Consider the following 18135-nt stretch of genomic DNA (forward strand, 5'->3'; position numbering starts at 1 on the left):
GGCTTGTTAGAAAAACGTGGCCACAGCGGCGTCAAGTGCGTCCCGCATGTCCGGGTCGTCCGTGATCGGTCGCACCAGGGCCACGCGGCACGCGGCTTGTGCGGCCACGCCTTTGGCGATCAGGCTGCCCGCGTAAATCAGCATGCGGGTGGAAATGCCTTCGTCCAGACCATGGCCCTTGAGGTTGCGCGCGCGCTCGGCAATGCCGACCAGCTTGCCCGCCACGTCCAGGCTGACGCCGGTCTCATGGGCGACGATTTCGGCTTCGACGGCGTGTTCGGGGTAGTTGAAGTCCAGCGCGCCAAAGCGCTGTTTGGTGGACTGCTTCAAGTCCTTCATCAGGCTCTGGTAGCCCGGGTTGTAGGAGATGACGATCTGGAAGTCCGGGTGCGCCTTGATCAGCTCACCCTTCTTTTCCAGCGGCAGCACGCGGCGGTTGTCGGTCAGCGGGTGAATGACCACGGTGGTGTCTTGCCGCGCTTCGACGACTTCGTCGAGGTAGCAGATGGCGCCCAGGCGCGCAGCCATGGCCAGCGGGCCGTCTTGCCAGCGGGTGCCTTGCGCGTCGAGCAGGAAACGGCCAACGAGGTCACTCGCCGTCATGTCTTCGTTGCAGGCCACGGTGATCAGCGGCTTGTTCAGCTTCCAGGCCATGTACTCGACGAAGCGGGTCTTGCCGCAGCCAGTGGGGCCCTTGAGCATCATGGGCATGCGCACCGAATACGCAGCCTCGTACAGCTCGACCTCGTCGGCCACCGGGCGGTAGTAGGGTTGCTGGGCGACGCGGTAGGCGTCTAAGGTGTTGTCCATGTTCGTCTCCTTGTCCTTCATGCGGGGCTTTTGTTCTGTGGCGGAGGTGCCGCGTGGCCACTTTTCCCCTTTGGCCTGCACCGCGTGACACGACGCGCCTGACTCCGTTCGTGTCCTCCGACGGCCTGTGGCCGTCTCCCCCTTAACCTCACTGCGCCAGGCGCACCGTGTCACGCTCTCTGGTGTTCGTGGTGCATACCAAAGACCCCTCCGGCGCGCCTGCCCCATCCCAGAGATGCCGTGAAACCGGCTTTGCCGGGCCACGGGCATCGCCCCCTGGGGGGTGACGCCGCAGGCGGCGCGGGGGGATCAACAATCAGACCGTCTTCCCTCTAAAGATCACCATGCTCGCGCCCTGCGACTGCTTGAAGTTGTCGTAGCCAATCAGGCGAATGTGGTTGTCCGGGTTGGCCTTGCGGCAGGCTTCGCATTCGGCCAGCACCGCGTCCACGTCGGTCTCACCAAACATGGGCAGCTTCCACATGTACCAATAAGAGTCCATCAGGTACTGCGGCTCGATGTGTTCGATGGCCGGGTTCAGGCCCTTTTTCACCAGGTACTGCACCTGCTTGCGGATTTCCTCGGTGGTCATGGCCGGCAGGTACGAGAAGGTCTCGAACTTGCGGCTGGCGGGGTCGGAGAGGCGGGAGTTGTAGTCTTGCATGCTCATGGTGTGTTCCTTTAAACAAAGTTACTGCGTCCAAACCGGTCAAGTTCGATTCAGGACGCGAAGCAAAGCCGCAGACAGTGCTGAAGGCACGGCAAGGCTTTGCGACAAAGTCATGGATCGAAATCGGCCGGTTTACTTGTGGGCGATGTCGAGCTTGTCCACTGTGTCGAACTCGAACTTGATCTCTTTCCACGTTTCCATGGCGATCTTGAGTTCGGGCGAGTGCTGGGCCGCGTCCATCAACACGGTCTTGCCTTCTTTCTCCACCGCCACGCCTTCGTTGCGCGCCTTCACGCAGGCTTCCAGCGCCACGCGGTTGGCCGCAGCGCCAGCAGCGTTGCCCCATGGGTGGCCCAAGGTGCCGCCACCAAACTGCAGCACCGAGTCGTCACCAAAAATATTGACCAGCGCGGGCATGTGCCACACGTGGATGCCGCCCGAAGCAACCGGCATCACGCCGGGCATGGAGCCGAAATCCTGGTCGAAGAAGATGCCGCGGCTGCGGTCTTCCTGGATGAAGCTGTCGCGCATGATGTCGATCCAGCCCAGGGTGGAGGCGCGATCGCCTTCGAGCTTGCCCACCACGGTGCCGGAGTGCAGGTGGTCACCGCCGGACAGGCGCAGCACCTTGGTCAGCACGCGGAAGTGGATGCCGTGGTGCGGGTTGCGGTCGAGTACGGCGTGCATGGCACGGTGGATGTGCAGCAGCATGCCGTTGTCGCGGCACCAGTTGGCCAGGCCGGTGTTGGCGCACAGGCCGCCGGTCAGGTAGTCGTGCATGATGATCGGCGAGCCCAGTTCCTTGGCGTACTCGGCGCGCTTGTACATCTCTTCGGGTGTGGGCGCGGTCACGTTGAGGTAGTGGCCTTTGCGCTCACCGGTCTCGCGTTCGGCTTTTTCAATGGCTTCCTGCACGAAGTCGAAACGCTGGCGCCAGCGCATGAAGGGTTGCGAGTTGACGTTCTCGTCGTCCTTGGTGAAGTCCAGGCCACCGCGCAGGCATTCGTACACGGCGCGGCCGTAGTTCTTGCCCGACAGGCCCAGCTTGGGCTTGATGGTGCAGCCCAGCAGCGGGCGGCCGTACTTGTTCATGATGTCGCGCTCGACCTGGATGCCGTGGGGCGGGCCGCCGCAGGTCTTGACGTAGGCGATCGGGAAGCGAATGTCTTCCAGGCGCAGGGCACGCAGGGCCTTGAAGCCGAACACGTTGCCCACCAGCGAGGTCAGCACGTTGACCACCGAGCCTTCTTCGAACAGGTCGATCGGGTAGGCCACGAAGGCGTAGAAGCAGGTGTCGTCGCCGGGCACGTCTTCGATGCGGTAGGCGCGGCCCTTGTAGTAGTCCAGGTCGGTCAGCAGGTCGGTCCAAACCGTGGTCCAGGTCCCGGTGGACGACTCGGCGGCCACGGCGGCGGCCACTTCTTCGCGATCCACGCCGGCTTGCGGGGTGATCTTGAAACACGCGAGGATGTCGGTGTCTTTGGGGGCGTAGTGGGGTTCCCAGTACGTGCTGCGGTATTCCTTGACACCGGCGTTGTAGGTTTTCGTGGCCATGCTTGCTCCTGTTCGGGTGGTTCTGAATGCGGGACTGCGGTGCTCAACACCACCATGGCACGGTGCTGGTGACCGGGCGTTTGGCGTTGAACTGGAGAGAATTGTTGGCCCGTCACACGATAAATAAAAGTAAAATGTTTAGACCATTACGTTAGATTTTTATAAATGTATTGAAGGCCCGCCCATGCAACTGCGCCACGCGACCCTGCACCAGCTGCGCATCTTCTTGGCGGTGGCCCGCCATTGCAGCTTTGCGCGCGCTGCCGAAGAACTGCACCTGTCACCGCCCACGCTGTCGCTGCAGGTGAAGCAACTGTCGGAAACGGTGGGGCAGCCACTGTTTGAGCAACTGGGAAAGAAGATCTTTCTGACCGCTGCGGGCCAGACCCTGGCCGAGGCGTGTCAAGACATCGAGGGTCGCATGGAGCGGCTGTCGCAAGACCTGGCGGCGCTGCAAGGCGTCGAGCGCGGCAGCCTGAAGCTGGCCATCCTGACCACGGTGAAATACACCGTGCCCAAGCTGCTGGGCGGCTTTTGTGCGGCCCACCCCGGCATTGACGTGGCCATGCTGGTGGGCAACCGCGAAAACCTGTTGCAGCGCCTGGCTGCCAACCAGGACGACCTCTACATCATGGGCCAGCCGCCCGAGCAAATGGATGTGGTGTGCGAAGACTTTGCCGACAACCCGCTGGTGCTGGTGGCACCGCCCAACCACCCGCTGGTGGGCCACAAAAAACTGTCACCCCAGCGGCTGATGAACGAGCCGTTCATCTTGCGCGAACCCGGATCGGGCACCCGACTCACCGCCGAAAAGTTTTTTGCCGCTCAGGGCGTCACGCTCAAAAACCGGCTCGAAGTGGGCAGCAACGAGGCCATCAAGCAAACCGTGGCGGGTGGCCTGGGCCTGGCGGTGCTCTCGGCCACCACGGTGGTGTCTGAGCTGGCGCTGGGTGAGCTGGTGCTGCTGGATGTGCAGGGCTTCCCGCTCATTCGCCGCTGGCATGTGGTGTACCCGCGCGGCAAGCGTCTCTCAGCCGCCGCGCTGGCCTTCAAGGCCTGGCTGTTTGAGCACCGCGAGCAACGCGGCTGAACCATTTACTCGGCACCAGCCTCGGCTTCGGGCAGGCGCGCAATCAGCACCTGGTCAATGCGCCGGCCCTCCAGCACCAAGACCTCGAAACGCCAGCCCGCAGTATCGACCGCGTCGCCCTGCTGCAGCAGTTCGCCCGCCACGGTCTGCATGAGCCCGGCCACGGTGTTGTAGCGGCCCTTGTCTTCGTCGGGCAGTTCGTCAATGTCCAGCCGAGCCTTGAGTTCGGCCACCGGCATGGCACCATCCACCAGCCAGGCGCCGTCTTCGCGCTGGGTGGCCCAGGCGTCCACCGCAGCCTCGGGCGACAGCTCGCCGGTGATCGCCTCCAGCATGTCCAGCGGCGTCAGCAGGCCCTGCACCACACCGTATTCGTCCACCACAAACACAATGCGCGTGGCGCGCGCGCGAAACTGTTCCAGCAGTTCCATGCCGGTCAAGGTTTCGGGCACAAACACGGCCGGCTGCACATGGCGCATGAGCGGCTCGTTGTTGCCCTCAGACTGCAGTGCCAGCATGCGCGGCAGGTGGATCACGCCCACCACATCTTCCAGCCCGCCTCGGCACACCGGGTACCACGAATGGCCCGTGGTCCAGGCCTTTTGTACCGCATCATCGATCTTGTCCTGGGCGTCCAGCCACTCGATCTCGGCGTGCGGCACCATGATCGAGGTGAGCTGGCGGTCGTCCAGCAAAAACACGTTGCGCACCATCTGGTGTTCGTGCTCTTCAATAATGCCCGCGTCCACACCCTCTTCCAGGCTGGCATTGATCTCTTCTTCGGTCACGTGCTGCACGGCGTTGGTGTCCACGCGCAGCAGCTTGAGCATGCCTTGCGTGGTCTGGGTCAGCAGCCACACAAACGGCTTGGCTGCTTTGGCCACAAACGCCATGGGGCGGGACACCCAGCGCGACACGGTTTCGGGGTAGAGCTGGCCAATGCGTTTGGGCACCAGCTCGCCAAACACAATGGTGATGAAGGTGATGACCACCACCACCACCGCCGTGGCCGTCACGTTGGCCGTGGTGCCCGCCATGCCAAGGGTTTGCAGCCACAGCGCCAGCTTGCCGCTGAAAGCGGCTTCACCCACGATGCCGTTGAGCATGCCGATGGAGGTGATGCCCACCTGCACCGAAGACAAAAACTGGGTCGGGTTCTCCAGCAACTTCAAGGCGGTGATGGAACCCTTGTCACCCGCCTCCGCCATGGCCGCCAGGCGCGCCTTGCGGCTGGAAGCCAGCGCCAGCTCCGACATGGCAAAGGCGCCATTGAGCAAGGTGAGAAAAACAATGAGGAGGATGTCCATAATTGACCAATGGCAAATTACATGATTGGCGATGTGCAGGGCTGCGATGAAGCCCTGGGCCGCCTGCTCGAAACAATCGATTTTTCACCCAGCCGCGACACGCTGTACCTGCTGGGCGACTTGGTGAACCGGGGCCCGCAGTCGCTGGCGGTGCTGCGCCGCCTGATGGCGCTGGAAGGCGCGGCCCACTGCCTGCTGGGCAACCACGACCTGCACCTGCTGGCCACGGCGCAAGGCGTGCGCAAGCCGCACCGCAGCGACACCGTGGCCGACATCTTGAACGCACCCGACCGCAGCAAGCTGCTGGACTGGCTGCGCCACCGCCCCATGGCACTGCATGCGCACGGTTGGCTCATGGTGCACGCCGGCGTGTTGCCACAGTGGGACCTGACCCAAACGCTGGCGCTGGCGAGCGAGCTGGAAGCTGTGCTGCGAAGCCCCCTCTGGACCGACTTTCTCACCGACATGTACGGCAACCAGCCCGACTTCTGGAGCGACAGCCTGCGCGGCGCCGAGCGCCTGCGCGTGATCGTCAACAGCCTCACCCGGCTGCGGTTCTGCTCGGCACAGGGCGTGATGGAATTTGAAGCCAAGGACAACGCCGACACCGCCCCGCCGGGTTTCATGCCGTGGTTTGACGTGCCTGGGCGGCGCACCGCCGGCGTGCCGGTGGCGTTTGGCCACTGGTCTACCCTGGGCGATGTGCAGCGCGAGGGCGTGTTGCCACTGGACACTGGCTGCGTGTGGGGTGGCTGCCTCACGGCGGCACGCATGGGCACGGCGCCGGGCAGCTTCGAGCTGCTCTCGGTGCGGTGTGCGCAAGCACGCAAACCAGGCAAAGGCTGAGGCGACACCGCAAGCGAGCCTGATTGGCTCAGCTGCCCTCTGTGGACGTGGTCAACGCACCGGCTTCAACGACAGGCGCCTGCACCGGTGCCGGCGCGCTCTTGAACAGCGCGGGCACTTTCTTGCGGGTCTTGATGTTGGGCGACAGGCCCCGCGTTGCAGCAGGCTGCGAAGCTTCCCACGACGGCTTGGTGTCGGCGCTGGTGCTGGGCTCGTAGGGCTTGTCAAACAACGGATCGGCCGGTGGGCGGGGCGCACGCGGGGCACGGCTGCCGGGTGCAAAGCGGGTATCGGGCTCGCGGCTGCCCGGGCGGGGCTCACCGCGGCCTTCGCGGGGAGCGCGGCTTTCACGGGCTGCGCGAATCTCTCGGTCTTCGTTGTTTTCAGGCTGCTTCCAGGCACGCTGGCCATCGTTGAAGTGCCCGGTCGGGCGCTTGTCCGCCTCCAGCTCCAGCGCTTCGAGTTCCAGCTTTTTGCCCAGCAGTTTTTCCAGATCGCCCATCAAGCGCGTGTCGCGTGCGCTGACAAACGACACCGCCAAACCGGACGCACCGGCCCGGCCGGTGCGGCCAATGCGGTGCACGTAGTCTTCGGCGTTGAACGGAATGTCGAAGTTGAACACCGCAGGCACGTCTTTGATGTCCAGGCCGCGCGCGGCCACATCGGTGCACACCAGCAGGTCCACCGCGCCGCTCTTGAAAGCTTCCAGCGCTTTCAGGCGTTCGTCCTGGCTTTTGTCGCCGTGCAGGGCGGTGGTGTTCAGGCCTTCGCGTTCCAGCGAACGCGCCAGCCGGGCACAACCCAGCTTGCTGTTGACAAACACAAAGGCCTGCTTGAGACCGCGCTCGCTCAAAATCTTCTTAAGCACGTGGCGCTTGTCGTCGTCGTCCACACGGTAAAAGTGCTGCTCCACCGTGGAAGCCGTGGCGTTCGAGCGCGCCACTTCAATGGTGACCGGGTCTTGCAGATAGCTGCCGGCCAGGCGCTTGATCTCGGGCGAAAAAGTGGCCGAAAAAAGCAGCGTGGTGCGCTGTTTGGGCAGGTAGCTCAAGATGCGTTGCAGGTCGGGCAGAAAGCCGATGTCAAGCATGCGGTCGGCTTCGTCTAGCACCACATACTCCACCTGGTTGAGCACGCAGTTTTTGGCTTCAATGTGGTCGAGCAAGCGCCCGGGCGTGGCCACCAGCACTTCGACGCCTTTTTTCAGCTCGGCGGTCTGGGGCTTCATGTCCATGCCGCCAAACACCACCGCACTGCGCAGGTTGGTGTATTTGGCGTACAGCTTCACCTGCTCAGCCACCTGATCGGCCAGTTCGCGGGTGGGCAACAGCACCAGGGCGCGCACCGGGTGTCGGGCGGGCGAGGTGGAGGCGTTTTCGTGCTTCATCATGCGCTGCAGCAGCGGCAGCGTGAAGGCGGCGGTCTTGCCGGTACCGGTCTGGGCGGCGCCCATCACGTCACGGCCCTGCAGCACCACCGGAATGGCCTGCGCCTGGATGGGCGTCATGTTCTCGTAGCCCATTTCGGCCACGGCACGCTCCAGCGAAGGAGAAAGGGAGAGTTCTGAAAAAGATTGGGTCATTTCTGTACGGGTTAGCCCGCTATTGTCTCACTTTGACCCGAAATCACCCAATCGGACCGCGTATGGCTGCACTCTGGGGCTGGAGGCATGGTTACAAACTGCGTGCGTTGAAGGTGTCGCACAGGGGCACCTGGCCTTGTTCCAAACCCATGCGGAACCAGCGCTGGCGCTGCGCACTGGTGCCATGGGTGAAGCTGTCGGGCACGATCTGCCCCTGGCTCTTGCGCTGCAGGGCATCGTCGCCAATGGCGGCGGCAGCGTTCAAGGCCTCCTCCACGTCGCCAGGCTCCAGAATGGCCTGGTTTTTGTGGTTGTGGTGGGCCCAGATGCCCGCGAAGCAGTCGGCCTGCAATTCCAGTCGAACACTCAGGGCGTTGTATTCGCGCTCGCTGACGCTCCCACGCAGCTGGTCCAGCTTGTCGGTGACGCCCAACAGGTTTTGCACGTGGTGGCCCACCTCATGGGCAATTACGTAGGCCTGCGCAAAGTCGCCGGGTGCGCCCAACTCGCGCTTGAGCGTGTCGTAAAAGCTGAGGTCGATGTAGACCTTTTCGTCACCCGGGCAATAAAACGGCCCCATGGCCGACTGTCCCGTGCCACAAGCCGTGGGCGTGGCGCCACGAAACAGCACCAGACGGGGTTTGCGGTAGGTGCTGCCGCTCTGGCGAAACACATCGCCCCACACGTCTTCGGTGCCCCCCAGCACCGCGGCCACAAACTGGCCCATGTCGTCGGTGGGTTTCTGCATTGGAACAGGGGCGTTTTGGGTTTGTGGGGGCGCCATGATCTCCCCGCCACCACCCAGCACCCCGAGAATCGTCATCGGGTTGATGCCGAAGATCCAGCCTGCCACCAATGCGATGGCGATGGTGCCCAGACCAATACCTTTGCCCCCGGTACGACGACCGCCACCCGGCTGTGAGCGGCGGTCTTCCACCTGGTCCGACTGGCGGTTGTTGCCCCACTTCATGGCCGAACCACCGGTGAATGGGCCACGGGCCGCGCGCAGGAACAGGTTGAGACGTGCATGGCTTCTCCGGGATCTGCGGTGGGAGGTGGGGAACTTGGCAAGTGCGCAAATCGTCGCACAATCCTGTTTAAAAAGAACCGATCAACACATTATGCAAACAGCACGCGCCTCCCGAGCCCAAGCTCACCCTCTTCCAACCCAGTCCCAGCGGGGCGTGTGGCGTTGTGCCGCCGGTGTTGCTTTGGCGTCGCTTTTGCTGTTGGCCGGCTGCGCCAACACGCTGACAGCGAAGGTGACACGTTTCAACCAATGGCCTGCGAACGCGGCTGGGCAGCGCTTTAGCTTTGCGCCGGCTGAGCCTGAAAGGACGCTGGAAATGGCGGCCTACCAGGCGCTGGTGGCCAACGAGCTGGAGCGCCTGGGGTTGCAGCGTGCGGCAGAGGGGCAAGCAGGGTCCTTTGTGGTGCAACTGCACGCCACGCTGAGCGAGCGCGAGCGCAAGCGGCTGGAAGCGGTGTACAGCGACCAGTGGGTGTATGTGCCGCCCTGGCGCAATGCACAGGGGCAGCTCTTGGGTGGGCACTGGGTGCCCGACCCCATGGGCGTGCGCTACGTGGGGGACCGCGAGGTGACCCGCACGGTGCAAGAAAGCCGGTTGCAGGTGCGCATCACGGCAGCCCAACCGCCCGCCGGAGCGACCCGAACGGTGTTTGAGGCCACCGCCGTGCACGACGGCAGCGACGGCGATCTGGTGGAGGTGGTGCCCTACCTGGTGCGGGCCGTTTTCCAGGATTTTCCCGGTGCCAATGCGCAGGTGCGGCGCGTCACCTTTGAGCTGGAAAACCGCTGAACACGCTGGCCTCAGAAAACCCGACCCAAAAAAAGCGCTGCAAGGCAGCGCTTTTTTTGCTCCCGCAGGGAGCGCTGCGAATCACACCACCGCTGGCTTGAAGTCGCTGGTGGGCTGGCCCTGGAAGTCTGTCCAGCAGCGGCGGGTGAAGTCGTAGAGCTTGCATTTGCGCGCGGTATCGAAATACCAACCCCACGAAAACTTCTGCACGATGATGCGGCCCGGCAAGGCCTCTTCCAGCACCTGTTGTGCGCCTTCCAGCTTGTAGAGGGGAATGCTCATGTCCACGTGGTGCGCGGTGTGCTCCATGATGTGGTGCATCAGTGCGCCGATGCGCATAGAAAAGGTCATGTGCACGGTGGTGGACACAAACGGCGCGGCCTTGGCCCAGGCGCCTTTGTCGTCGTGCCACTGCACCGCCGTGTGCGTGTGGTGGATGTACACCACAAAACCGATCATGGCGTTCCAGAACATGAACGGCACCACAAAGCCATAACCCAGCGTGGCCCACACCGACTGCCCGGTGGCAAACGCTGCAGCCACCAATACGCCGATCCAGACCAGCGCGCTGGCCACGACATACACACCGTCCCACACAAATTCTTTGCGCTGTGTGCCCATGTAGGTTTTGCGCGGGAAGAACATGCGCAGCCACCACATTTCTATCAGGTAATAAAACGCCGGGCCCCAACCGCTGCGGTAAAGCCGTTCCAGCGCACGGCGCCCGGGTGACAGCGCTTCGAACTCGTCTTTGGTGAGCGGCGCCCACACGAAGTCGACGCCCTTGAGGTTGGTGTAGCCGTGGTGCACCACGTTGTGCCCCACCTCCCACAGGCTGTAGGGTGTGAGCGACACGGTGAAGGCGATACGGCCCAGCACGCGGTTCAGTCGGCGGTGCGGGGTGTAGCTCTGGTGGCAGGCGTCGTGCCCGATGACGAACAACCGCCCGATCATGAAACCCGCGGCCATGCCGCAGAGCAGCTTGGCCCACCAGGCCTCCAGCAACACGGTGCCGGCCATGAGCGCGGCATAAATGAACAGGTCAAGGGCCAGCAAGCACACCGCCAACGCGGTGCGGCGCTCCACGATGGGCGCCAGCCAGCCCCGGATCACCTTGCGGTGCGGCAAGGGATGCCCCAGGGGAATGGGCTCAGGATGCTGGAACGAAGGCGAAATTTGAGACATGAAGCAGTTGGGGAGGTTGGTCCCGGGAAGCACACACGGAAGGCGTGCGGTACACACAAACGCGGGCCAAGACCCGCGATGAATACGCAGCGACACCACCGTGGGTGTCCGCAAACAGGAAGCGCGATGCTAGCCGGAGCGCGGCCGCGCCACTTTGATGCATGTCAAACCGCCACGGCCGGCCCAGCCGGATTCAGACTCAGGTTTTGGGCAGCGTCACGCCCACCTGGCCCTGGTATTTGCCGCCACGGTCTTTGTAGCTAACTTCGCACACATCGTCTTTGTCGCTTTCAAAGAACAGCACCTGTGCGCAGCCTTCACCCGCGTAGATTTTGGCGGGCAACGGCGTGGTGTTGCTGAACTCCAGCGTCACATAGCCTTCCCACTCGGGCTCGAATGGGGTCACGTTGACAATAATGCCGCAACGCGCGTAAGTGCTCTTGCCCAGGCAGATGGTCAGCACATTGCGCGGAATGCGGAAATATTCCATGGTGCGCGCCAGCGCGAAGCTGTTGGGTGGAATGACGCAAACGTCTTTGTTGATGTCCACAAAGCTGTTTTCATCAAAGTTTTTCGGGTCCACCACCGTGCTGTGAATGTTGGTGAACACTTTGAACTCGGGCGCGCAACGGATGTCGTAACCGTAGCTGCTGGTGCCGTAACTCACGATTTTTTCGCCAGCGGCGTTTTGTCGGATCTGGCCAGGCTCGAAGGGCTCGATCATGCCGTGCTGCTCGGCCATGCGGCGGATCCATTTGTCGCTCTTGATACTCATGCTGGTGTGCTCCGGTTTTAGCTGCTGATGATTGTAGGCAGGTCGGGGGGTGCGAAGACCTGAACACATTCAAGGTTTTCAGTAATTACTGAAAATTCAAAAAACAAGGAATCCACATGGCCATACCCACCCCCCTTCCAGCACTCAGCCGCGAGTTTGTGAACCACTTTGGCGAGATGGGCAGCCGCTGGGGCATCAACCGCACGGTCGGACAAATTTACGCCTTGCTCTTCATTTCGCAAACGGCCATCAACGCCGACGATATCGCCGATGCGCTTGGCTTTTCTCGCTCAAATGTGTCGATGGGCCTGAAGGAACTTCAGGCGTGGCGGCTGGTGCGCCTGCGCCACCTGCCGGGTGACCGCCGGGAATATTTCGACGCCCCGGAGGATGTGTGGGAAATTTTCCGCGTATTGGCCGAGGAACGGCGCCGACGAGAAATTGAGCCCACGCTGTCGATGCTTCGTTCGGCCTTGCTGCAGACCCCTAACGGCGACGCCGAGCGCCACGCCCAACAGCGCATGCGCGAGATGCACGAGCTGATCGACCGCTTGATGAGTTGGTTTGACGACGTACAGAAACTGGCACCAGAGACCGCCCTGCAGCTGATGGGCATGGGCAGCACCGTGACCAAAGTGCTGGAACTCAAAGACCGCCTCACCGGCCGCAGCAACAAGCCCGCGGCTGGCGATACCGGTCGGAACACCGCTTAATTCCCCCTCCCCGAGAGCACCCCACCATGGAACTCGACGCCCTTGTCCTCTCCCGCATTCAGTTCGCGGCGAACATCAGTTTTCACATTCTTTTTCCAACGATCACGATCGCACTCTGCTGGTTCCTGCTGTTCTTCCGGGTCCGCCTGGTACAGACGCGCGATGCGGCGTGGGAGGATGCGTATTACTTCTGGACCAAAGTGTTTGCCCTGACCTTTGCGCTGGGCGTGGTGTCGGGCATCGTCATGAGCTTCCAGTTCGGCACCAACTGGCCGGGCTTCATGGAGCGCACAGGCAACATCTCAGGCCCGCTGCTGGGTTATGAGGTACTGACCGCGTTCTTTTTAGAAGCCAGCTTCCTGGGCATCATGCTGTTTGGCCGTGGCCGGGTCAGCGAGCGGGTGCACCTGATTGCCACCTTCCTGGTGGCGATCGGTACCACCATGTCGGCGTTCTGGATTCTCAGCCTCAACTCGTGGATGCACACCCCCGCAGGCTACGAGATCGTCAATGGCCAGTTCATCCCCACCGACTGGCTGGCTGTGGTCTTCAACCCCTCGTTCCCCTACCGACTGGCCCACAAGCTGCTCGCCTCGGCGCTGACGGCTTCGTTCCTGATCGCCGGTCTGTGCGCCTGGCAGCTGCTCAAAGGCAGCGCCACCCGCGGCACCCACAAGGCCCTGCGCGCCGCGGTGTTCACCGCCGCCGCCGTCATGCCCTTGCAGTTTTTGGCCGGTGACCTCCACGGGCTCAATACTCTGGAGCATCAGCCCGCCAAAGTGGCTGCCATGGAAGGCATCTGGGACACCGAGCGCGGGGCGCCGCTGACGCTGTTCGGCATCCCGGACGAAGAAGAGCGCACCACCCACTTCGCCATCAAAATTCCCAAACTGGCCAGCCTGGTGCTGACACACGATCTGGACGGCGAGGTGAAAGGGCTGAACGACTTCCAGGGCTCACACCCGCCGGTGGCGCCGGTGTTCTACGCCTTCCGCGTGATGGTGGGCGTGGGCACGCTGATGCTGCTGGTGGCCGGCTTCGCCGCCTGGCGCCTGTGGAAGCAGCGCCAGCAAGCCGAGGTGACCTTGCCACGGCCCCTGCTGTGGGTGCTCTCGGGCATGGCTTTCTCTGGCTGGGTGGCCACGCTCGCCGGCTGGTACGTGACCGAAATCGGGCGCCAGCCCTACCTGGTTTATGGGCTGATGCGCACCAGCGAAGCGGCGACCACGGTGCCTTCGGCCTACATCGCGCTCACGCTCACCGCGTACCTCATCGTCTACGGACTGCTGTTGGTGACCTATGTGGGTGTGCTCAAGTACATGGCCGAGAACCCCAGGCAGCATGCCCCCGAATCACCCAAAGGCGCCGTACTCGGCAAAGCGGGCGTGTGAGTGCCGAACCGCTTTCCCGACCCGATACCCACTCGCTTGAAAGATGCACATGACCTGGGCTGAATTCCTCCCGCTGTTTTTCCTCGCCGTGATGGGCCTCTCCCTGCTGGCCTATGTGGTCCTGGACGGCTACGACCTGGGCGTCGGTCTGCTGCTGCCGCTGGCCCAAGACAGCGAGAAAGACACCATGATCGCCAGCATCGGTCCGTTCTGGGACGCCAACGAAACCTGGCTGGTGCTGGGTGTGGGCGTGTTGCTGATTGCGTTTCCATTTGCACACGGCATGGTGTTGCAAGCGCTGTACCTGCCGGTGGCGGTGATGCTGATCGGACTCATCTTGCGCGGCGTGGCATTCGACTTTCGTGTCAAGGCGCCCACGCGCTACAAGCCGTTCTGGAACCGCGCGTTTTTCGCGGGTTCGCTCATGGCCTCGGCGGCTCAGGGCTGGATGCTGGGCAGCTACATCACCGGCTTTGCCCCCGGTGCGCTGGGCTGGGCCTTCAGCCTGGGCATTGCCCTGACCCTGCCAGCCGCCTATGTGCTGCTGGGCGCAGGCTGGTTGATCATGAAAACCGACGGCGATTTGCAGCAGCGCGCGGTGCACTGGGCGCGCCGGGTGATGTGGCCCATGGCCGCTGCCCTGTTGGCCATTTCCGCGGCCACACCGCTGGTGAAGGCCGGAGTGATCGACAAGTGGTTTGGCGTACCGCAGGTGTTCGCCTTGCTGCCGGTGCCGCTCATGTGTGCGCTGGCCTTTTTCGCCATGCGCTGGGTGGTGACACGCCCGGCTCTGGTGTCGGCGGGCTACGGCTGGTTGGTGTTTGCCAACACCGTGCTGATCTTCGTGCTGGCGTTCTTCGGCCTGGCCTACAGCATCTTCCCGGACATCGTGATTGGGCGCATGACGGTGTGGGAAGCGGCCATCAGCACCGCGTCGCTCAACGTGATCTTCATCGGCGTGGCGATCACGCTGCCGGTGATCATTGGCTACACCGTGTTCATGTACCGGGTGTTCTGGGGCAAGGCCACCGAACTCAAGTACGGGTAACCACCCGCCCTGGCAGCAGCCCAGCGCACAGGCGAGCGCAGCTTCAGGGCGCGGCGGGGCTTCAGCGTGTGGCTGGCGCCGCGATCACGGTGCGCGCCACCACCCGATCATCACCCAGCACGATCAGTGCAAACAGCAGTTCGTCCAGGCTGTTGGCTTGCGCGGTCTTGCGGGCCAGCAGCGGCGTGGCCTGCGGGTTGAGCACCACGAAGTCGGCTTCGCAACCGGGTTGCAGATTGCCCACCACACCACCCAGCCCGAGGGCGGCCGCTGCCCCTGCGGTGTGCTGCCACCACAACTGGCTCGGCGTCAGGCTCAGGCCGGTTTTGGTGTGGCCCTCGCGGCCCACGTAGTAAGCGGCCAGCATGGTGTGGAAGGGTGAGAAGCTGGTGCCACCGCCCACGTCGCTGGCCAGGCCGTAGCGCATGCCAGCGGCAGCAGCGCTGGCGTAGTCGAAAAATCCGCTGCCCAAGAAAAGGTTGCTCGTCGGGCTCACCGCCGCAGCGGCGCCCGTTTGCTGCATGAGCGCGCGGTCAGCCGCGTCCAGGTGGATGCAATGCGCGTAAATGGCGCGCTCGCGCAGCAGCCCGAAATCGGCATACACGTCCAAATAGCTTCGCGCCCGAGGGAACAACTCGGCCACCCACTGAACCTCGTCGCGGTTTTCGGCCACATGCGACTGCACCCACACGCTGGGGTAGCGCGCGGCCAGCTCGCCCGCGCCGCGCAGCTGCTCGGGCGTGCTGGTGGGCGCAAAACGCGGCGTGATGGCGTAGCCCAGGCGGTCCACGCCGTGCCAGCGCCGAATGAGCGTTTCGGTGTCGATGAGGCTCTGCTCGGTATCGTCGCGCACGCCGTCGGGGCTGTGGCGGTCTTGCAGCACTTTGCCGGTGATGAGGCGTACGCCGCGGGCCTGTGCGGCTTCAAACATCGCGTTCACCGAACTCGGGTGTGAGGTGGCAAAAGCCAGCGCCGTGGTGACACCATGGCGCTGCAGTTCGTCCAGAAAGAATTCGGCCACGCCACGTGCGTAGCCGAGGTCAGAGAACCGCGATTCGTGCGGAAACGTGTAGTTTTCCAGCCAGGGCAACAAGCCCGCTGCGGGCGCACCGATCACATCGGTTTGCGGGTAGTGAATGTGCAGATCCACAAAGCCCGGCGCAATGATGTGCCCACGCAAGTCTTCAATGGCCACACCGGGAAAGCGGTCCACCAGCGCAGCATGATCGCCAACAGCACGAACCACGCGCTGCCCGGTGACGTCGGGCCCCACCACCAGCAGACCATCGGGCTCGTACACGGGGGTCTGGTCGTCAGCGAAACGGAGAACAGCGGCGCGGTAGGCTTTCATAGAGGGCTTAGCTTAGCGCTGTTCACATCGGCCGCCATAACGCCCCCGGCATAGTTGTCATGCCCAGGGGCCGCTCCCAGCTTTTCAGTGGCCCAGCTTGGTCTGCACGCCGTCCACCAGCCAGTTCATGTTGAGGATGTCGGCGTCCGACAGCGCCTGCCCCGCACCGATGACCACCTTGCCTTCGTTGCTGAGCACTGCGGTGTTGGCGGCAAACACCCGGAGCTTGCCCGCTGCCATGTCGGTCTGGCGCGCCAGCACCTCTTGGCGCACGGCAGCCGGCACCTTGCTGCCGAACCCATCCACACGCACCATGCCGTCCTTCACGCCACCCCACACGCTGGCGCTTTGCCAGCTGCCGTCCAGCACCGCCTGGACGCGGCGGGTGTAGTACCCGCCCCACAGGTGGGTCACCGCCACCACCTGCGCATCGGGCGCCACGTTGCGCATGTCGGAGTGGTAGGCCACCGCCAGCTTGCCTCGCTCTTGCGCAGCGGCCATGACGGCGGTGGAGCCGGTGTGAAACGCCAGCACCTCGGCGCCTTGGTTCATCAGCGTCATGGCAGCGTCGCGTTCGCGCGGCGGGTTGAACCATTCACCCAGCCAGACCACGCGCACGGTGGCAGCAGGGTTAACCGAGCGCATGCCCAAGGTGAAGGCATTGATGCCCTGAATCACCTCGGGGATCGGGAAGCCTGCCACGTAACCGGCCTGCGTGGCCAGGCGGCCCGCCGCAATGCCAGCCAGGTAACGGCCTTCGTAATAGCGCGCGTTGGCGGTGGCCACGTTGGGCGCTGTCTTGTAGCCGGTAACGGACTCGAACTTCACACCCGGAAATTCTTTGGCCACCTTGAGCGTGGGCTCCATGTAGCCAAAGCTGGGCGTGAAGATAATGCCGTGCCCCTGGCGCGCCAGGTCGCGGATGACGCGCTCGGCGTCGGCGCCCTCGGCCACGTTTTCTACAAAATGGGTCTGCACCTGAGCGCCCAGCGCTGTGGCCACCGCGAGGCGGCCCTGTTCGTGCTGTCGCACCCAGCCCGCGTCGGTCAGCGGCGCCACATACACAAAAGCGGCCTTGAGTGGCGCAGCAGGCAGCGGCGGCGGGCTGAGCGTCTGTGCGGTCGTGGTGAGGGGAAAAGAAAAGAAAAAGCTGGTGACCAGCCAAGCGCAGGCGCGCCGGGTCACGAGGTTTTTGTACATGGTGGTCCTCTACATGGCTTCCGCAAATGAAAAAAGCGAGCCAGGGAAGCACCGGCTCGCTGCCACCATTTTAATACACGGCTTGGCGCTGCCAGAGCGCAGGTACCCGCCACAGAACGGTCATGGCCGCGTGGTGCTCAAGCACCAAAGCCCAAGCCGGGCAGCCGTTTTTGCGTTGTCGGCTCGAAAAATATGGGCTTGTGCCGCCGCAGGACATCCATTGCACAGCGTCCTAAGTGCAATTACGTAGCGACAACGAAGGGTTTTGCAATTCCAATCAGGCAGCAGCTGCACTTGAGACATGCGGCACAACAGTCCTTCAACTGGAGACGATAAAAATGAAACACAAGGACATTCAAGATGTTCTCGGCGGCTTGGGTTTGGCTGCCCTCGGGGTGTTTGCGGCGGTCTACGCCCAGCGCTACGAGTTCGGCGATCTCAACCGCATGGGTGCGGGCTACTTCCCGGTCACGCTGGGCGCCTTGCTGGCGGTGCTGGGTCTCATGATCGCCGTCCCGGCGTTCTTTCGAAGCGGGCCGGCCATCAAGGTGCAGTGGAAAACCTTCGCTCTGGTCATGGCCAGCATAGTGGCCTTTGCGCTCACGCTGAAGGTGCTGGGTCTGATCGTGGCCACCATGCTGTCTGTGGTGCTGGCCACGCTGGCGGACAACAACACCCGCTGGAAAGGCCGTCTGATGATCGCGGTGGGCGTGGCCGCCATCACCTACCTGGTATTCGGCCTGGGTTTGAGCATGATTCTGCCCATCTGGCCGTGGAGCCCCTGATGGCTTTC

The 18135-nt window shown here is 63.3% G+C and carries 17 protein-coding genes; 7 read left to right on the top strand and 10 right to left on the bottom strand.

The annotated features are described in order from the left end of the window. Positions 1–6 precede the first annotated feature (6 nt). The 3 genes from ACTG4K_RS15275 to ACTG4K_RS15285 form a co-directional block, all read right to left on the bottom strand. On the bottom strand, positions 7–810 hold the full coding sequence (locus tag ACTG4K_RS15275) for a CbbQ/NirQ/NorQ/GpvN family protein (protein WP_439115066.1): 804 nt from the start codon (positions 808–810) through the stop codon (positions 7–9). A 316-nt stretch (positions 811–1126) separates the two neighbouring features. Continuing rightward, positions 1127–1480 carry a ribulose bisphosphate carboxylase small subunit gene (locus ACTG4K_RS15280; RefSeq protein WP_439115067.1) on the bottom strand — a complete coding sequence of 118 codons (354 nt, stop codon included), beginning with the start codon at positions 1478–1480 and terminating at the stop codon, positions 1127–1129. Between the two features lie 132 nt (positions 1481–1612). After that, entirely contained in the window at positions 1613–3034 is a 1422-nt protein-coding gene (locus tag ACTG4K_RS15285) for a form I ribulose bisphosphate carboxylase large subunit (RefSeq protein WP_439115068.1), read from the bottom strand. Positions 3035–3218: 184 nt separating this feature from the next. On the opposite strand from ACTG4K_RS15285, the gene ACTG4K_RS15290 reads away from it, so the two are divergent. Continuing rightward, positions 3219–4124 carry a LysR family transcriptional regulator gene (locus ACTG4K_RS15290; protein WP_439115069.1) on the top strand — a complete coding sequence of 302 codons (906 nt, stop codon included), beginning with the start codon at positions 3219–3221 and terminating at the stop codon, positions 4122–4124. Between the two features lie 5 nt (positions 4125–4129). Here ACTG4K_RS15290 and ACTG4K_RS15295 read toward each other — a convergent pair whose 3' ends face one another. Further along, positions 4130–5431, bottom strand: a complete 1302-nt coding sequence (locus tag ACTG4K_RS15295; RefSeq protein WP_439115070.1) for a hemolysin family protein — start codon at positions 5429–5431, stop codon at positions 4130–4132. A gap of 9 nt (positions 5432–5440) precedes the next feature. Here ACTG4K_RS15295 and ACTG4K_RS15300 point away from each other — a divergent pair, with 9 nt between their 5' ends. Next, positions 5441–6277 carry a symmetrical bis(5'-nucleosyl)-tetraphosphatase gene (locus ACTG4K_RS15300; protein ID WP_439115071.1) on the top strand — a complete coding sequence of 279 codons (837 nt, stop codon included), beginning with the start codon at positions 5441–5443 and terminating at the stop codon, positions 6275–6277. A gap of 28 nt (positions 6278–6305) precedes the next feature. Here ACTG4K_RS15300 and ACTG4K_RS15305 read toward each other — a convergent pair whose 3' ends face one another. Further along, the gene (locus ACTG4K_RS15305) at positions 6306–7859 is read right to left on the bottom strand and encodes a DEAD/DEAH box helicase (protein WP_439115072.1); all 1554 of its coding nucleotides are present in this window, start codon (positions 7857–7859) and stop codon (positions 6306–6308) included. Positions 7860–7950: 91 nt separating this feature from the next. Continuing rightward, positions 7951–8829, bottom strand: coding sequence for a KPN_02809 family neutral zinc metallopeptidase (gene ypfJ, locus ACTG4K_RS15310; protein WP_439115073.1), 879 nt, complete (start codon positions 8827–8829; stop codon positions 7951–7953). 151 nt (positions 8830–8980) lie between these two features. Between ypfJ and ACTG4K_RS15315 the strand changes: the two genes are divergently transcribed. Beyond that, on the top strand, positions 8981–9679 hold the full coding sequence (locus tag ACTG4K_RS15315) for a DUF4136 domain-containing protein (RefSeq protein ID WP_439115074.1): 699 nt from the start codon (positions 8981–8983) through the stop codon (positions 9677–9679). Between the two features lie 81 nt (positions 9680–9760). Here ACTG4K_RS15315 and ACTG4K_RS15320 read toward each other — a convergent pair whose 3' ends face one another. Then, positions 9761–10864 (bottom strand): fatty acid desaturase, encoded by a 1104-nt coding sequence (locus ACTG4K_RS15320; protein ID WP_439115075.1) that lies wholly within the window; start codon positions 10862–10864, stop codon positions 9761–9763. Positions 10865–11063: 199 nt separating this feature from the next. Further along, the gene (gene dcd, locus ACTG4K_RS15325; protein ID WP_439115076.1) at positions 11064–11639 is read right to left on the bottom strand and encodes a dCTP deaminase; all 576 of its coding nucleotides are present in this window, start codon (positions 11637–11639) and stop codon (positions 11064–11066) included. 116 nt (positions 11640–11755) lie between these two features. Here dcd and ACTG4K_RS15330 point away from each other — a divergent pair, with 116 nt between their 5' ends. The 3 genes from ACTG4K_RS15330 to ACTG4K_RS15340 are packed head-to-tail and all read left to right on the top strand — an operon-like array spanning position 11756 to position 14791. Next, entirely contained in the window at positions 11756–12352 is a 597-nt protein-coding gene (locus tag ACTG4K_RS15330) for a GbsR/MarR family transcriptional regulator (RefSeq protein ID WP_439115077.1), read from the top strand. 26 nt (positions 12353–12378) lie between these two features. Next, complete coding sequence (locus ACTG4K_RS15335; RefSeq protein WP_439115078.1) at positions 12379–13743, top strand: cytochrome ubiquinol oxidase subunit I; 1365 nt, start codon at positions 12379–12381, stop codon at positions 13741–13743. A 49-nt stretch (positions 13744–13792) separates the two neighbouring features. After that, positions 13793–14791 (top strand): cytochrome d ubiquinol oxidase subunit II, encoded by a 999-nt coding sequence (locus tag ACTG4K_RS15340; protein ID WP_439115079.1) that lies wholly within the window; start codon positions 13793–13795, stop codon positions 14789–14791. A gap of 61 nt (positions 14792–14852) precedes the next feature. On the opposite strand, the gene guaD is transcribed toward ACTG4K_RS15340, so the two are convergent. Then, a complete protein-coding gene (gene guaD / locus ACTG4K_RS15345) occupies positions 14853–16142 on the bottom strand; it encodes a guanine deaminase (protein WP_439115080.1) in 1290 nt (429 codons plus the stop codon). A gap of 84 nt (positions 16143–16226) precedes the next feature. Further along, the gene (locus ACTG4K_RS15350) at positions 16227–17342 is read right to left on the bottom strand and encodes a BMP family ABC transporter substrate-binding protein (RefSeq protein WP_439115081.1); all 1116 of its coding nucleotides are present in this window, start codon (positions 17340–17342) and stop codon (positions 16227–16229) included. A 338-nt stretch (positions 17343–17680) separates the two neighbouring features. Here ACTG4K_RS15350 and ACTG4K_RS15355 point away from each other — a divergent pair, with 338 nt between their 5' ends. Next, positions 17681–18127, top strand: a complete 447-nt coding sequence (locus tag ACTG4K_RS15355; RefSeq protein ID WP_439115082.1) for a tripartite tricarboxylate transporter TctB family protein — start codon at positions 17681–17683, stop codon at positions 18125–18127. The last annotated feature ends 8 nt before the right edge of the window (positions 18128–18135 follow it).

The sequence above is a fragment of the Hydrogenophaga sp. genome (assembly GCF_965657535.1).
Lineage (GTDB): Bacteria > Pseudomonadota > Gammaproteobacteria > Burkholderiales > Burkholderiaceae_C > Hydrogenophaga.

Coding starts and splice junctions, on each gene's coding strand:
- ACTG4K_RS15330 (WP_439115077.1), top strand. CDS start 11,756: ATGGCCATACCCACCCCCCTTCCAGCACTCAGCCGCGAGTTTGTGAAC.
- ACTG4K_RS15335 (WP_439115078.1), top strand. CDS start 12,379: ATGGAACTCGACGCCCTTGTCCTCTCCCGCATTCAGTTCGCGGCGAAC.
- ACTG4K_RS15300 (WP_439115071.1), top strand. CDS start 5,441: ATGGCAAATTACATGATTGGCGATGTGCAGGGCTGCGATGAAGCCCTG.
- ACTG4K_RS15315 (WP_439115074.1), top strand. CDS start 8,981: ATGCAAACAGCACGCGCCTCCCGAGCCCAAGCTCACCCTCTTCCAACC.
- ACTG4K_RS15285 (WP_439115068.1), bottom strand. CDS start 3,034: ATGGCCACGAAAACCTACAACGCCGGTGTCAAGGAATACCGCAGCACG.
- ACTG4K_RS15340 (WP_439115079.1), top strand. CDS start 13,793: ATGACCTGGGCTGAATTCCTCCCGCTGTTTTTCCTCGCCGTGATGGGC.
- ACTG4K_RS15320 (WP_439115075.1), bottom strand. CDS start 10,864: ATGTCTCAAATTTCGCCTTCGTTCCAGCATCCTGAGCCCATTCCCCTG.
- ACTG4K_RS15355 (WP_439115082.1), top strand. CDS start 17,681: ATGAAACACAAGGACATTCAAGATGTTCTCGGCGGCTTGGGTTTGGCT.
- ACTG4K_RS15290 (WP_439115069.1), top strand. CDS start 3,219: ATGCAACTGCGCCACGCGACCCTGCACCAGCTGCGCATCTTCTTGGCG.
- ACTG4K_RS15305 (WP_439115072.1), bottom strand. CDS start 7,859: ATGACCCAATCTTTTTCAGAACTCTCCCTTTCTCCTTCGCTGGAGCGT.
- dcd (WP_439115076.1), bottom strand. CDS start 11,639: ATGAGTATCAAGAGCGACAAATGGATCCGCCGCATGGCCGAGCAGCAC.
- ypfJ (WP_439115073.1), bottom strand. CDS start 8,829: ATGAAGTGGGGCAACAACCGCCAGTCGGACCAGGTGGAAGACCGCCGC.
- guaD (WP_439115080.1), bottom strand. CDS start 16,142: ATGAAAGCCTACCGCGCCGCTGTTCTCCGTTTCGCTGACGACCAGACC.
- ACTG4K_RS15295 (WP_439115070.1), bottom strand. CDS start 5,431: ATGGACATCCTCCTCATTGTTTTTCTCACCTTGCTCAATGGCGCCTTT.
- ACTG4K_RS15280 (WP_439115067.1), bottom strand. CDS start 1,480: ATGAGCATGCAAGACTACAACTCCCGCCTCTCCGACCCCGCCAGCCGC.
- ACTG4K_RS15275 (WP_439115066.1), bottom strand. CDS start 810: ATGGACAACACCTTAGACGCCTACCGCGTCGCCCAGCAACCCTACTAC.
- ACTG4K_RS15350 (WP_439115081.1), bottom strand. CDS start 17,342: ATGTACAAAAACCTCGTGACCCGGCGCGCCTGCGCTTGGCTGGTCACC.